The organism is Thalassoglobus sp. JC818 (assembly GCF_040717535.1).
Taxonomy (GTDB): domain Bacteria; phylum Planctomycetota; class Planctomycetia; order Planctomycetales; family Planctomycetaceae; genus Thalassoglobus.
In genome coordinates, this window is the sequence record NZ_JBFEFI010000003.1 from 720,012 (window position 1) to 734,932 (window position 14,921).

8 protein-coding genes are annotated in these 14,921 nt (G+C 53.0%); 4 read left to right on the forward strand and 4 right to left on the reverse strand.

The features are described from left to right. Positions 1 to 12: 12 nt before the first annotated feature. Both pheA and AB1L42_RS10665 read right to left on the reverse strand, forming a co-directional pair. A complete protein-coding gene (gene pheA / locus AB1L42_RS10660; protein ID WP_367054444.1) occupies positions 13 to 1,161 on the reverse strand; it encodes a prephenate dehydratase in 1,149 nt (382 codons plus the stop codon). A gap of 376 nt (positions 1,162 to 1,537) precedes the next feature. Next, positions 1,538 to 2,581, reverse strand: coding sequence for a type II secretion system F family protein (locus AB1L42_RS10665; protein ID WP_367054451.1), 1,044 nt, complete (start codon positions 2,579 to 2,581; stop codon positions 1,538 to 1,540). Between the two features lie 563 nt (positions 2,582 to 3,144). On the opposite strand from AB1L42_RS10665, the gene AB1L42_RS10670 reads away from it, so the two are divergent. From AB1L42_RS10670 to AB1L42_RS10685, 4 genes are all read left to right on the forward strand, one after another. After that, positions 3,145 to 4,242 carry a hypothetical protein gene (locus tag AB1L42_RS10670; RefSeq protein WP_367054457.1) on the forward strand — a complete coding sequence of 366 codons (1,098 nt, stop codon included), beginning with the start codon at positions 3,145 to 3,147 and terminating at the stop codon, positions 4,240 to 4,242. Between the two features lie 191 nt (positions 4,243 to 4,433). After that, entirely contained in the window at positions 4,434 to 5,129 is a 696-nt protein-coding gene (locus tag AB1L42_RS10675) for a hypothetical protein (RefSeq protein ID WP_367054463.1), read from the forward strand. A gap of 232 nt (positions 5,130 to 5,361) precedes the next feature. Further along, positions 5,362 to 9,291, forward strand: coding sequence for an ATP-dependent RNA helicase HrpA (gene hrpA, locus AB1L42_RS10680; RefSeq protein WP_367054470.1), 3,930 nt, complete (start codon positions 5,362 to 5,364; stop codon positions 9,289 to 9,291). Positions 9,292 to 9,443: 152 nt separating this feature from the next. Beyond that, positions 9,444 to 10,937 (forward strand): SDR family oxidoreductase, encoded by a 1,494-nt coding sequence (locus AB1L42_RS10685; protein ID WP_367054475.1) that lies wholly within the window; start codon positions 9,444 to 9,446, stop codon positions 10,935 to 10,937. A gap of 7 nt (positions 10,938 to 10,944) precedes the next feature. Here AB1L42_RS10685 and AB1L42_RS10690 read toward each other — a convergent pair whose 3' ends face one another. Beyond that, positions 10,945 to 13,323, reverse strand: coding sequence for a transporter substrate-binding protein (locus AB1L42_RS10690; protein ID WP_367054480.1), 2,379 nt, complete (start codon positions 13,321 to 13,323; stop codon positions 10,945 to 10,947). A 125-nt stretch (positions 13,324 to 13,448) separates the two neighbouring features. Continuing rightward, the gene (locus tag AB1L42_RS10695; RefSeq protein WP_367054483.1) at positions 13,449 to 14,837 is read right to left on the reverse strand and encodes a PQQ-binding-like beta-propeller repeat protein; all 1,389 of its coding nucleotides are present in this window, start codon (positions 14,835 to 14,837) and stop codon (positions 13,449 to 13,451) included. Positions 14,838 to 14,921 lie beyond the last annotated feature (84 nt).

The following is a 14,921-nucleotide window of genomic DNA, read 5'->3' on the forward strand; positions in this document are numbered from 1 at the left end:
AACGTCAAAGGCTTATTGTGAGACTTCGCTGCGCGGATACGATCCGAGAACTTCCAGCCGGACAGCTTTCTTCTCAAGAAGCGTGAGTGCCTTCTTGATTTTCGCGTCCTTGGAATGTCCTTCGAAATCGAGGAAGAAGAGATAACCGGTTTCCGGTCCTCGCAGTGGGAACGACTCGATCCAGGTCAAGTTGATCTTGTTCAACTTGAAGGCATTGAGTGCGTCGGTCAATGAGCCAGGCGAGTGTGGGATCTGAAGCAACAGCGCTGTGCGGTCGCGTCCAGTCGGCTTTGTTTCCTGATCGCCGATGATGGCAAACCGTGTCACGTTGTGAGCATTGTCTTCGATCGACTCCGCAACGATTTCCAATCCGTACTGGACAGCTGCCTGCCGACTGGCGATGGCTGCAGCACCGGGTTTTGTCTGAGCGAGGGCTGCAGCTGTCGATGTGCTAGTCACATCGTAGAGTTTCGCTTGTGGCATGCTTCGGGCAAGCCAGTCGCGACATTGTGAAAGGGCTTGCGGCTTACTGTAAATCTCGGAGATTTCGCTGCGCGGTGAGCGAGACAAAAGATTGTGGTGGACCTCGATTTGGACTTCACCACAAATCCGTAGCGGCAGCCGCGTGAACATGTCGAGGGTATCGACGATGCGGCCATCAGTGCTGTTTTCGATCGGGACGATTCCGTATTCCGCGTGCCCCTTGTTGACCTCTTCGAAGACCGAAGCGATGGAGTTGACCGGGATGAGGACTGCCGTTCGTCCAAATTTCTCGAGAGCAGCGAGGTGCGTAAAACTAAACTGTGGGCCAAGATAGGCGATGCGGACTTCTTTGACCTGTTCGCGAGCTGAGCTGAGAATCTCCCGGAAGATGCTCTTCAAAACGTCCCGACTGACAGGTCCTTTGTTGAAGCCTTCCAGCCGCTCCCAGAGTTCGCGTTCCAGATCAGGATCGAACCAGATATCCCTGCGGTCGGTCAGACCCTGGAGTTCTGAAATCGTGAGCTTGAGCCGCTCGTTGATGAGCTTGACCAACTCTCGGTCAATCGACTTGAGTTGTGCAGCCGGACTTTGAGTCCGCGGCTTTGACGCACTTGCTCCTGAAGAAGAGGGCTTGGTCGCCGCCGAGCGGGACTTGCGAGTGGTCGATTTCTTAGCCATCGGATGCAGTCAAACAAAAGGTTGTGTGTACGCTTGAACAACAAGCGGTGCATCCGTGCGCCCCAGATTGGTCTTAAGTCTTTGAATTCTATGCCAAAGAATCTCAGTTTTTAATGGGGGCATTCATGAATGTCAAGCATCGGAGATCATTGAAGGAGATTGATTCGATAGTTGTAAGTGTTTTCTTTCAAAGTGGTTAAGTTCTGTTTTGAGATCAGGTTTCAGGGAGAGTATTGCGCTGTTTCAAAACATGAACTCGCAGAATCTTTCTAGGTTCTCGAAGCTTTGCTGTTTTCCAGTCTTGCCCGTTTGTTCTGGGTTGTCAGTCGTCCGGAGGTCGAATGGCGGCCAGTTGCGAGTCGGCAACGATCGTTTCTCATGTCATTTGAAGTGCATCGTTAATGAGGCTGACGTACCACAACACGACACGGAAAATGACAAAGATGATAAACCCGGCCACCATCGTCCAGATGGCCCAACCGAGAGCTTCCGTGAGTGACTGCAGGCTCCGCTTGGCGTTTTCCTCAAATTGCGGACTGAGGCGATGTAGTGCTTCGGGAACGGTGCCGGCTGTCTCTGCGACGTCGACCGTCTGAATGAAGTCTTCGGGGAATAACTGGGTGGCATCGAGGGCACTGGTGAGTGATTCTCCTTGATTCACGTCACGGATGACGTGGTCGGTCGACGCAATAAAAGCCCCGTTGGAAGTCGCCCGCATGCTGGAATCGAGGCTCGGATCGATCGCCATGCCAGCATTCTGAGTGAGGTGAAATGCCCATGAGAATCGTGCAATCGCGAAGTCTTGCATGCAGCGACCAACGAACGGAATTCGCATCATTGTGCGATGCATCGATTTTTTACCGACGAGGCTGCGGTTGAGGATCTGGTAGGTGACAAACAGCACGACCGCACCCATCGCCCAGAATCCCAACCACTTCAGAGCGCCAGAGACGCCGACGAGTCCCCAGCCCAGGATGTCGAGGTTCATTCCACTCGAAGCTGCGATCCAACCAAGAATTGTGATCAGACCAGCGACGACGATAATTGCAACGACCAACTGAATCAGCGATGGAGTGATCTGTGAAATGAAGTTTTTCCTCAGGCGAACGCTGTTTTCGTAGTGATCCGCCAAAGCCCGCAGCACTTCGGGCAATGAGCCTGTCTGCTCTCCCACCTGGATCATGTCGCTGAACAGATCGGGGAAGTAAGTTCCGTGAGATTCGACAGCTGTAGCGACGTCTGTTCCCGATTTGACCTGATCGAGAATGTCGTCAAGGATCACCCGGAAGCTTCCCGACGTTCTTCGACTGGCTGACTGGAGGGCCCGAACGACATCAATTCCCGATTCCAGAGAGGTTCCCAGAGACCGGCAGAAGAGCGCCAGTTGTTTCTGTGATGCAGCTGCGGACAACAGGCTCACGATGCGGCTCCTCGTTTGGGAAAGGTTGGGGGTGGTATGTTGAGTTCGGCAAACCTCAGAATTTGTCTGAGCGATCAGGTTGCCGCGAATTTGCAAAGGTCTCCCGCTTTTCTATGATTGCGAAAGTCGATTGACAATCAATTACGTCCCCGGAAAGAGTTTGTTTGTTTTTCGGGAAACTTTTCTGCGGATGATCGTTTCAGCAGCGAGTTGATCACCCCGTATGATGACTCACCGGCTGCGTTTATGGCCGTCAATCGATCCTTCGACGCACCTTCACTTTCCATCCATCCGTCTTTTCGTGCTCTGTTTTGCTGGCTCAAGACTTCGGTATTCACGATCATCAATGATCAATGTCCGCCGATAACGGTCGCGTTTACTTCATGACTGTGAATTCGTGTTTCGCGAGCGAGCGATCGTGAAGACGGTTGCGATAAGGTGCTGGAGAAGTTCAGAAGACAAGACAGACGAAACTGCTGGCGAACACCACTGAGCAGAAATCTGGCTCGGTTCGCTCGGAGTTTCGGATTCGTAATTTGATATGCATTTGTCAGGAGAGAGTTTTGAGCGATCAACTTGGACAACTTTGCAGCGATGCCCGAAAGGCGTTGGACGAACAAGCCGTTCGAATCGTGCAACTTCATTTCGATCCTGAGCTTGGAGCTCCATACTGGCTCGAGAAAGCCAAGGAGCTCGACTTCAATCCACTCACAGATGTGAAGTGCTTCGACGATCTCAAGAAGTTTCCGCTGTTCGAAGACGATGCTTTGCGGGGCGGTCCTGTCCAACGTTTCCTGCCGAAGAAGTGGCACGGAGATCACAAGTACACCTTCGAAACGGGCGGAACGACTGGGGTTCCAAAATCTCGCTGCGTCGTTCGCGATCACTTCATCGACTACGAAGAGTTCTCCAAGACTCTCAGCGACGAAGATTTTCCTCCGGGATCGAACTGGCTCATGCTCGGACCTTCCGGACCTCGCCGCTTGAGACTCGCAGTAGAGCATCTGTGTCAGGTTCGTGGTGGAATCTGCTTCTGCGTGGACCTCGACCCTCGCTGGGTTGTGAAACTTTTGAAGAAAGGCGACGTCGAAGGCGCGAAGGCTTACGCGGATCACGTGATTGATCAAGCCTACACCGTGCTGACAGCTGGGCACGACATCAAGTGTATGTTCGCGACTCCAAAGCTTCTCGAAGCATTGGCAATGCGATTGCTGGATGAGGGGACGAGCATCGCCGAGATCGGCATCAAAGGGATTTTCGCCGGTGGAACTGAGTTCACTCCGCAGTGGTATCGCTTCTGCAAAGAAGAACTTCTCGGCCCCGACGTTTTCGTAACTCCGACTTACGGAAACACATTGATGGGACTGGCCTGCGGTAAGCCATTCGATCCAGCAGATGACTACAAAATCACCTACTACGCACCACAGCCACGAGCGGCAATTGAAGTGGTCGACTTCGATGACTATTCAAAGGTCGTCGACTACGGAGCGACGGGACGCGTTAAGCTGACGACGTTGACCGATGAACTCTTTATTCCCGGGTTCATGGAACGCGATGAAGGGGAACGCGAAAAGCCACACATGAAATATCCTTGGGATGGAATCAGTGGAACTCGACCGTTCCATGTGTTTGCCAAGAAGACGACCGTCGGCGTTTACTAAGACAGCCGCGAGGAATTCTCCGAGAAGTTGTTCCGTGATGCCTGTTGATCTCAGGCGTTTCAGGGACAACTTCACTTTGGAGAACACGTGACACACGAGTCGGTGGACGCAGTGGGTCCGTCAGAGAATTTTGGCGTGTCACTGCGTTTATTCGGTTGTCACCATTTGACCGGCGAGCCGGAGAAAAGCGGATGACGACAGTTTCGAAAGAGCGTCTTCAAAAGAGAATCGAAAAGTACCTCGGCTCTCCTGAGGCTGCGAGACGGTTCGAAGAGGAAACGACTCCACTCTGGATGGGACTGCTCATTTCAGCGGGATCGATTTTCATCGGCTCGGTGATGATTGCCACTGTGCTCGGCGCGTGGCACGGCATCAAACTCGTCTGGTTCGGTCTGCGAGGAGGCGGATTTCAAGGGAACTGCGGAAAGAAGCTCATCGACAATGCCGAGCGAATCCAAGGAGTGATTGGTACGGTTATCATTTCGGGGCCTGCAGTCGGTTCGAAGGGCAAACGTCCGTCGCTCGTTCTCGGTTCGTTTCAGGAAGTTCCACTCAATGACCTCGATCGCTTGGGGACATTCTTAGGGCAACTTTACACGGGAGAAATCGACGACTCCAAACACGAAGAGCTCTCTGAGTTGCTTCACGATGATGTCTATCAACCCGATCGACGTCGCGTTGTTCCCAAGAAGTATCGCATGGGCTATCGGCTCTACTTGTTCGATGTCTTGATCGATTCTGAAGAGGTACATCTGACTGACGATCAGGCCATGGTTGCACTCATCGCACTGGCTGGTCCCGATGGGGCTGCGATGCAGATTCCCTGGAGCGTCGTTCAACCGTTGTTCCGAGAAGGTACTGCAACGGCCAGTCGAGAGATTCTGTAGTTCAATTCTTTCTGAACGTCAGCCTCGAACTTGATTCGAGCCCGCCGTGTCCCTCACACTCTGCAATTTCCTCGATCGCCGAAGCAATTTCGTGATCTCCATTGCTCTGGACACGAATGAGCAGGCGAATCCCGATCCCGAGGCGTCCTTGATCTCGTGCAGCACCGCCAAATGAGTGTGTCACGAACGACCCATACTTCAGTCACTGCGATAACTTATTAGATTTGATTTCATGACCGCTCCGGAAGTCTTTAACTCTGAATCGTGGATCACGCGAATCGATAAGGCGATGATTACGGATCGTCATGAACTTCGCCGCATGGTCAAGACGGTTGAGCGTCGAGCCAATCAAGGACAGCCGTTCGATCGAAGTCTGAATAAACTTCAGCGGAAGATTGAACAGTCCGAAGCTGTTGCCAGCACGCGAAGTGATTCAGTCCCCGAACTCAAATTTGATGACGCCTTGCCCGTCAGCCATCGGCGCGAAGAGATTCTAAAGGCAATTCAATCACACCAGGTGATTGTTGTTTCCGGAGAGACAGGCTCGGGGAAATCGACACAGCTTCCGAAGATTTGCCTCCAGGCCGGACGCGGCGTGCATGGGATGATTGGCCACACACAGCCACGACGAATTGCTGCTCGAAGCGTCGCAGCCCGCGTCGCGGAAGAACTGGGCTCAACCGTCGGAACTCAAGTCGGCTACAAGATCCGTTTCACGGATTCCACGTCGGAAAAGACGTTGATCAAGTTGATGACCGACGGAATTTTATTGGCGGAATCTCCTTCGGATCGTTACTTCGAGCAATACGATACGATCATCATCGACGAGGCACATGAGCGCTCGCTCAACATTGACTTCCTCTTCGGATACCTCAAGCGAATTCTCCCGCGGCGTCCCGATCTCAAATTGATCATCACCTCAGCGACCATCGATGCTGAGCGATTCGCGGAGTTCTTTGCTGATGACGATCAACCCGCCCCGATTATCGAAGTCTCCGGGCGAACCTATCCTGTCGAAGTGCGTTATCGCCCCCCTGTCGACTCTGATGAAGACGACGTCGACTGGCATCGTGCTGCGGCGGATGCGTGTGAAGAACTCGCTGCGGAAGGACCAGGCGATATTCTCGTTTTCATGCCGACTGAACGAGACATTCGAGAGACCGCCCGGGTGTTGAAAGGACGGCACTTCGCCGGCGACTTTGAAAACCGAGCGACTGAAATCCTCCCGCTGTTCGGACGACTTTCCGAGAAGGATCAGAATCGAGTCTTCAAGCCGCAAGAGCACCGACGGATCGTCGTGGCCACAAACGTCGCTGAGTCCTCATTAACTGTTCCGGGAATCGTCTACGTCGTCGATCCAGGAACCGCGAGGATGAGCCGCTTCTCAGCGACATCCCAAGTTCAGCGTTTGCCGATTGAGCCAATTTCCCAAGCTTCAGCAAATCAGAGAAAGGGCCGCTGCGGACGTGTTGCGCCCGGTGTTTGCGTTCGCTTGTATTCAGAAGGCGATTTCAACTCTCGCGATGAGTACACTCAACCTGAAATTCAGCGAACGAATCTCGCGTCTGTGATTCTGCAAATGAAGTCGCTGAAACTCGGGAAGATCGAAGACTTCCCCTTCATCAATCCGCCAACACCGTCGGCGATTCGTTCCGGAGTGAAGTCGCTTTTCGCACTCGGTGCCATCGACGAAGAAGAAGAGTTGACCTCAATCGGTAAGACGATGAGTCGTCTGCCGGTCGATCCCCGGATCGCTCGCATGATCCTTTCAGCTGAAGAGGAACAATCACTTCCAGAAGTATTGATCATCACCTCTGCTCTCGAATTACGAGATCCACGAGATCGACCGATCGACAAACAAAAGCAGGCGGATCAGGCACACGAGCAGTTTAATCATGAGAATTCCGACTTCTTGTCGTTGCTCAAACTTTGGGACTTCTTCACGGGTCTCGAAAAGAAACTGTCGCAAAGCAAACTCCGAAAAGCCTGTGCTCAGAACTTCCTCTCCTACAACAGAATGCGGGAGTGGAAAGACTTGCATCGTCAGCTCCGAGACGTCGCCAAGAACAACGGGCTGAAATTCGCTGATCGGCGTAACAACGAAGATGCTGTCCATCGTGCAATCCTTTCCGGCCTACTTTCGAATGTGGCGTTGAAAGGTGAAACACACGAATACACCGGGTCTGGTGGTCAGAAGCTGTTCATCTGGCCGGGGTCGGTCGCATTCTCGAAGAAGCCGAAATGGATCATGGCTGCCGAGTTGGTTGAAACGACCAAACGCTATGCTCGCTGTGTTGCTCCCGTTCAAACAATCTGGATTGAACGTGCTGCGAAGCATCTCGTCAAAAAGACTTACAGCGACCCGCACTGGCATGAAAAATCAGCGTGTGTCATGGCGTTTGAGAAGGTGCTGCTGTTCGGCCTTCCGATTGTCCCTCGCAGGCGTTGCCGATACAGCCACGTCGATCCTGAGTTTTGCCGCGAGCAGTTTATCAATCAGGGACTGATGGAGGGGAAGTATCAGTCTCCGGGAGAGTTCTTTCAGCATAACGTTCAACTCAAAGAAGAACTTGTTGCATGGCAGGCGAAACTCCGACAGGGGCAGTATTTTTCCAGCGAAGATTTGGAGTTCGACTTCTATGATCAGCGGCTTCCGAAAGACATCTTCGATGGTCCGCGATTTGAGAAGTGGAGAAAAGTTGCCGAAGAGAAACAGCCTGATCTGTTGTTCCTGCAAAAACATCATCTCGAACTCACCGATGAACACGTCCCCCGGCAGTCAGCATTTCCCGATGAAATTCGAATCGGGACAATGCAACTTCCGGTTCAGTACCATCTCGATCCCGGTTCGGACATGGACGGGGTGACGCTTCAAGTTCCCGTTGAGGGGCTGAATCAACTCTCGAGCGAAGGTCTCTTCTGGCTTGTTCCGGGATTGCTCGAAGATAAGGTCGCTGCGCTGATCAAGACGCTTCCCAAGGCTCTGCGAATTCTGTTCGTGCCTGCGCCGGAGACGGCCAAAGAAGTCGTCCAGCACTTGAACTATGGTCAGGGAGACCTTCTGTCTGAGCTCGCGGTTCAACTGCGAAGAGTTTCTGGAGAACACGTTCCAGTTTCGGCATTTGAACCGGATCGGATTCCTGATCACCTGCACTTCAATATTCGAGTCGTTGACGATCAGAATCGGGAAATCGCATCCGGTCGAAATCTTGAGAAGCTTCGACAAGAGGCTCGTCAGAAAGCGACCGGAATCGTTCAGTCGATCGAAGACAAGCGTTGGAAGCGTGACGGGATCACCAGTTGGGAGTTCGGAGATCTGCCGCAGCAGGTTTCGTTTAGTCGGGGAGGAGTGACGGTCGTGGCTTTTCCGATGCTCGTCGACCGAGGCGAATCGGTGAGCCTCCGGCTGGCTGAATCACAATTCGACGCCCAGATGCAAACACGTCGAGCACTTGTTCGTCTTGTTCTGCTTGAAGATCAGAAGCGAATTCGCGAACAGGTCCGACATCTCCCTCGACGTCAACAAATCCTCCTGCAAGCTTCGACACTGCCCGATGGGAGAAAATTTGAAGAAGAGATTGGTTTTGCCATCGCTCAGGCAGCATTGTTTCGCACAAACGATCTCCCGAGGAATCGCGCGGAGTGGGATGCCCGGCTTCTTCAAACCCGGAATCAATATGCCGTCGCTGTGCAAGATTTGATTGCAGTGCTTGAACCACTCTTGCAAGGCTATCATTCAACACGACGACTGCTCGAGAGGAAGATGGCCCCAGCGACGCAAGACCTCGTCCTCGATTTGAAAGATCAACTGGCTGATCTGGTGGCTCCCGGATTCTTGTCCGACTATCCACTCGGCTGGTTGGGGCAGTATCCCCGGTACTTTCAGGCGATGGAAATCCGTTGGAATAAAGCGACGACGGGAGGCTTCCAGAAAGATCGCACCCATCAACGTCGAATTGACGTCTACTGGAGACGCTGGAAGCACGCGAAGGAGCAACTCGGTTCGGCTGTTTCAAAAAACTCTCGTCTTGTTCAGTTCCGTTTTCTGATCGAAGAGTTCCGGGTTTCGACATTTGCGCAACAACTCGGAACAGCTGTCTCGGTTTCGGAGAAAAAGCTCGACGAGGTCTGGCAGTCAATAACGCAGCCTGCTGGTGGGTAAGCGGCGGAACGGACGCCCATACAACTCTTCGAATTCGATGCGCTCTCGATGGTGCTTTCGCTCTCAGTCCTGCGATTCGCAATTCTCGGATTCCGCCTATAATCGAGTCGTAAAGCAGAACGATTGAATCTCGATTCAGCAATGAGCGGAGAATGGCTGACGCAGCATTTCACCAGCGAATACTCGTGACCGGAGGAACCGGCTACGTCGGAGGCAGATTGCTTTCCCGGCTTGAAGAGTCGGGATGTCATGTGCGATGTATGGCAAGGCGGCCCGAGAATCTTGTTTCTCGTGTTGCACCGACAACGGAGATTGTTCAGGGAGATGTCCTCGATCGAGATTCTTTGAAAGAAGCAGTTGCTGGGGTACATACAGCGTATTACCTCGTCCATTCGATGGGGACTCGCAGCGACTTTGAAGATGATGATCGTCGGGGGGCGAAGAATTTCGCGCTCGCATGTCGGGCGGCCGGTGTGAATCGGATCATCTACCTGGGCGGTCTTGGCAGCGAAAGCGATCGACTTTCCAAACATCTTCGCAGTCGACATGAAGTGGGGGATTTGCTTCACGAGTCAGAGGCTCAGGTGATCGAGTTTCGAGCGTCGATCATTATCGGGTCGGGTAGTCTTTCCTTCGAACTGGTTCGTTCACTCGTTCGCAAGCTGCCGGTAATGCTCTGGCCGAAATGGGTTTCAACCGAAGCTTCGCCGATTGCGATTGAAGACATTCTGGAGTACCTCACTCAGGTTTTGAATCATCCGGTTGAGGAGAGCAAAGTCTACGAGATTGGTGGCCCTGATCGAGTTTCGTACGGGGGCATCATGAAGGAATACGCCCGCCAGCGAGGGTTGCGGCGATTGGTGATTCCGGTTCCGTTTCTCTCTCCCTGGCTAAGCAGTTTGTGGCTGGGGCTGGTGACGCCGGTGTATGCAAGGATCGGGCGAAAGCTGATCGAGAGTTTGAAGAATCCGACGGTGGTGACCGACTTCTCAGCTCTCGACGACTTTGATTTTCAGCCGCGTGGATTCAGTGAAGCTATTGCGAGAGCTTTGGCCAACGAGGATCGTGAAATTGCTGAGACTCGATGGACAGATTCTCTTTCTTCTGCGGGGCCTGTGAGATCCTGGGGGGGCGCCAAGTTTCGAAACCGGCTGATGGATTCTCGAACTCGCGAGGTTGAGCTCTCTCCTGAGCAGGCATTCGCTCCCATTCAAAGAATCGGTGGAAAGACCGGTTGGTATTACGGGAACGTGCTGTGGAGGCTGCGCGGATTCATCGACTTGCTTGTCGGTGGAGTCGGATTGCGTCGGCGACGAAATCATCCGGTCAATCTGGCTGTCGGTGACGCTCTTGACTTCTGGCGCGTTGAAGCATTCGATCCGCCGAAGCGACTTCGCCTGGCTGCGGAGATGAAACTTCCCGGAAGAGCATGGCTGACGTTTGATGTCGAAGATCTCGAGAACGGTCAGTGTCAAATTCGACAGACTGCCGAATTCGATCCGGTCGGCTTGTTCGGTATCGCTTATTGGTACACCATCTGGCCGCTTCACCAGTTTGTGTTCACCGGGATGCTCAACGGAATTGTCCGCGAGGGCGAACGTCTGGCGAAGGAGTCTGCCACAGACGAGTTAACGCCAGCGACATAACAAGCTGTCAGTCACCCGACGGAGCAGACCATTGGTTTCCCCAACCGCTATAGAGGTCGTGAAGAACCGCTCTCCAATCCTGAGTTGAACGCGATGGTGGATATGGTGCAGGTGCAACCGGTTTGGCGTCGGTCCAGATGATGTCGAATTGCCCATTCGGTCGAATCTGTCCGATTCGTGGAGTTTTGAAGCAGTGTTGTGTCGCGGGGTCGATTCGAATTGGTCCCTCGGGTGCTTCCAGTTTTTGGTTCAGGAATGCTTTTCGGATCGCAGGCGGATCTGTGCTTTCGGCTTGTTCCACAGCTTTGGCCCACAGCTTGATGCCAGCGTACTCCGCTTCCATCGGATCTGTGATGACATGTTGAGGTCCGTACTTTTTATGAAAGCGAGATACGAACTCTTCGTTCACCGGTGAATTGATCGACTGAAAATAGTTCCAGGCGGCGTAGTCGCCGACCATTTCATCGACGTTCAACTGGCGAAGTTCTTGCTCACCGATACTGAAAGAGATCGTCGGACAATTTGCTGGAGTCACTCCTGCTTTGCGAAGCGCCTGGAAGAAATCGGTGTTCGTGGAACCATTGATGCAGTTCAGGATGACATCCGCTTTCGCAGCGACAATCTCTGCAACGACTTCGTCGACGCGATGACTTCCCAGCGGCAGGAATCGCGTGCCAACGAGTTCCGTTCCCAATTCTTCCAGTTGATCCTTGGCGATTTCGTAAGCCACGCGAGGAAACACATAATCTGATCCGACAAAGAAGAATCGACGCCGATTGTCGAATGCGTACGCCCACTTGATGGCTGGCAAAATTTGTTGGTTGGGAGCGGCACCCATGTAAATGACGTTGGGGGACTCTTCGACTCCTTCGTACTGCAGCGGATAGACGAGCAAATGATTGGATTCTTCGAAAATCGGGACAATCGTTTTTCGGCTCGCTGAAGTCCAGCAGCCGAAGACCGTCACCACTTCTTCGTCATGAATGAGTCGCTTAGCTTCCCGCGCGAAGACGTCCCAGTCGGATCGTCCATCAGCCACGACTGCTTCCACTGGTCGACCGAGGACTCCTCCGTTTTGATTCAGTTCTTCGATCGCAAGCAGAGCTGCATCTGCGACGGGGCTTTCACTTTGAGACATCGTTCCCGAGAGCGAATGCAGCAGGCCGATTCGAATTGGTTCTCCTTGAGGAGGAGTAATTGCTGCAGTGTCAGGATCAGCAGGGTTGCCGGCACCAATCGATTCATTTCCTGGCGGACGATCCTGGTTTCGATTTGCGAAGAAGGCGAACCCAGCGAGCAGCAACAGCAATCCGGCAGCAAGGGCCATCGGAAGTCCGAACGATCGCGAGCTCTTCTGGGAGTTGAGAGCAGGTAGTTTCGAATAGCTTCCCGATTGACTCGGAAGTTGAATCCCATGCCCGGAAATTGCCGCAAGCACTGCTTCGAGATCGACACGCATCTCGTCGACCGATTGGTAACGATCCTCGGGATCAATCGCCATCGCCTTGTTGATGATCTCCGCACACGCAACAGGAACGGTGGCCCGCACGACTCGTGGATCGGGAGGCGGAGCGTGGCAGTGCGAATACATCACCTGAACGATGCTCGTACTCTCTTCGTACGGCGATTTCGCAGTCAGCAGGCTGTAGTAGGTTGCTCCCAATGAATAGACATCGCTTCGAGCGTCGACGGGTCGAGACTCACACTGCTCAGGACTCATATAGTAGGGAGTGCCGACGACTTGCCCGTCGCGAGTCATTTGCAGCGTTTCATGCTTCAGGCTCTTTGCGAGACCGAAGTCAGAGATCTTGATTTCGCCTTGTTCATTGAACAACAGGTTGGCGGGTTTGATGTCGCGGTGAACCAACCCCAGTCGATGCGCAGCTGAGATCCCCTGACAGGCCTGAATGATGGCGAGGGTCGCATCGCTAATCGGCAATGGTCCCTGCTTTGAAAGTCTCTCCGAAGCGCTTCCCCCTGAGACCAGTTCCATGACCAGGAAATTCGCAGACTGGTCTTCACCAACTTCGTAGATGGAAACGACATGATGATGCTGGAGTTTGCCAGCACTTCTCGCTTCAGCTTGAAACCTTTGGAGGAGAACCGGATCGTTTGCCAGTTCGTTGGGAAGCATCTTGATGGCCACGTCTCGATCGATCGACACATCGTGAGCGAGGTAAACGATTCCCATTCCCCCGCGGCCGACCAATTGCCGAATTTCGTAGTGACCGAGTTTTCTTCCGATCCAGTCTTCGGGACTTTGCGGGGAGAAAGCTTCGTTCGGGCCCGATGACGTCAAGCCACCCGAAATGAACGTCTCTTCATGGATACCTGATTCTGGCTTCAGACTTTTGTCGGAAGGGGAATCGCTCTCTTCAGGCAACATTGCTCAATTCGCTTTCTCGTCGACACAGAATTCCCGGAATCTGTGAAGCTTCAACACACCATTCGCCACTCGCAGGGTTTCGAATTCCATTCTCCCACTCGGTGAGTTTACAACTCAAATGGGAATCAGGGGCGATCAACGCTTGAAACTCTTCCCGATGCGGGAGACTTTTCGTTTTCGCGAAAACGGTAGAGTGCGGAATCTGTCCGAATCACGAGGGAGTCTTCAAACACGATTGGAGAGGCCATGATCTGGCCGGACAATTGATTCTCTGCGATGACGCTAAAGTCGTTCTCCGGGTCGAGTATTGTCACAACGCCTTCCTGGCTGGCAAGAAACAGCTTCTGGTCGACAAGGACTGGAGAAGCAGAGAAATTCCCACCGATCCGTTCTCGCCAGATTGTCTCTCCAGTTTCTGAATCGAAGCAAGTGGCGATGCCGGTGTCGTTTATTACGAAAATGTTCTCGTTCACGACAATTGGTGATGGTTTTGTGGGGATATTTCGAGTCTCTTTCCAGAGGACATGGGAGTCCGTGACATCACCGGAACCGTCGATTCTGATCGCCCACATCTCGGCTTTCATGAACCCGGTCGAAATGAAGATGATGTCGTTCTGGACGACGGGACGTGGGACAACAGAGAAACCCTTGCCGTGTCGGACTCGCCAGATTTCTTCCCCGGTCTCCGGAATGTAAGAGACGATCCATTGTGAACTCATGCAGATCAACTGCTCGCGGCCCTGAGCGTCAGTGACGAAAACGGGAGTGTTGTATGACTTTTTCTGTTCGCCGTCCGATGCATCCATCTCCGGTCGGTCAACTTCCCAGGCTGTCTCGCCGGTTTTCTTATCCAGGGCGATGACAAACTGTCGGTTGATTCCATCGCAAATCAATACGACGAGGTCTTTGCAGATGAACGGGGAACTGCCCGGTCCCACGCTGTGAACGACTGGAATTGTTCGCTCCCAGACAGTCGACAAATCGGACCTGTTGAGACAGACCGTCCCGTAGGTTCCGAAGTGGCAGTAGAGAAAATCTCCGTCGATCACAGGGGTTGGAGATGCATAGCTGTTAGTCTTGTGAATGGAGTCCGGTCGGTCGATCGTGAACAGATCTTTGACTGCTTCGACTTCTCCGCTTTCGCTGTCAATCTGGATGACTTTTAGTGTCAGACTCTTAGCGACTTGCTTTTGCGAGAACTGCTTTGGATTGTCACCCGAAGCGAGCAAAAGCTTTTCACGCTCGTCTTCGTCAGGGACGACTTCCACAGCGGTCGTCAACCAGATTTTTCCGTCTGCAACCACAGGAGACGACCAACCTTTGCCGGGGAGATCGACTTTCCACATCAGTTTTTCGGTTTCGGAGAACGTTGACGGGACGTTCTCTTCATGAACGATCCCGTCGCCGTTTGTGCCGCGAAACTGCGTGACGTCTGCGCCCCAAGCTGTGACGGAAAAGCATGTCAACGACAAGCTCAACATCATCAAACTGCAGCTCATGGATTTTCGTTGCATTGGTGTCTCTTTAATTCGTTGGGGGCATCAATCGATGTCAAAGTGCCAATTGAGTGTTCTTGAAATGGTCAGCGCAAATTTGCA

What these genes read in the sequence shown, in the direction of transcription:
- pheA (WP_367054444.1), bottom strand. Translation starts at nt 1,161, where the DNA reads ATGGCTAAGAAATCGACCACTCGCAAGTCCCGCTCGGCGGCGACCAAG.
- AB1L42_RS10675 (WP_367054463.1), top strand. Translation starts at nt 4,434, where the DNA reads ATGACGACAGTTTCGAAAGAGCGTCTTCAAAAGAGAATCGAAAAGTAC.
- hrpA (WP_367054470.1), top strand. Translation starts at nt 5,362, where the DNA reads ATGACCGCTCCGGAAGTCTTTAACTCTGAATCGTGGATCACGCGAATC.
- AB1L42_RS10685 (WP_367054475.1), top strand. Translation starts at nt 9,444, where the DNA reads ATGGCTGACGCAGCATTTCACCAGCGAATACTCGTGACCGGAGGAACC.
- AB1L42_RS10690 (WP_367054480.1), bottom strand. Translation starts at nt 13,323, where the DNA reads ATGTTGCCTGAAGAGAGCGATTCCCCTTCCGACAAAAGTCTGAAGCCA.
- AB1L42_RS10695 (WP_367054483.1), bottom strand. Translation starts at nt 14,837, where the DNA reads ATGCAACGAAAATCCATGAGCTGCAGTTTGATGATGTTGAGCTTGTCG.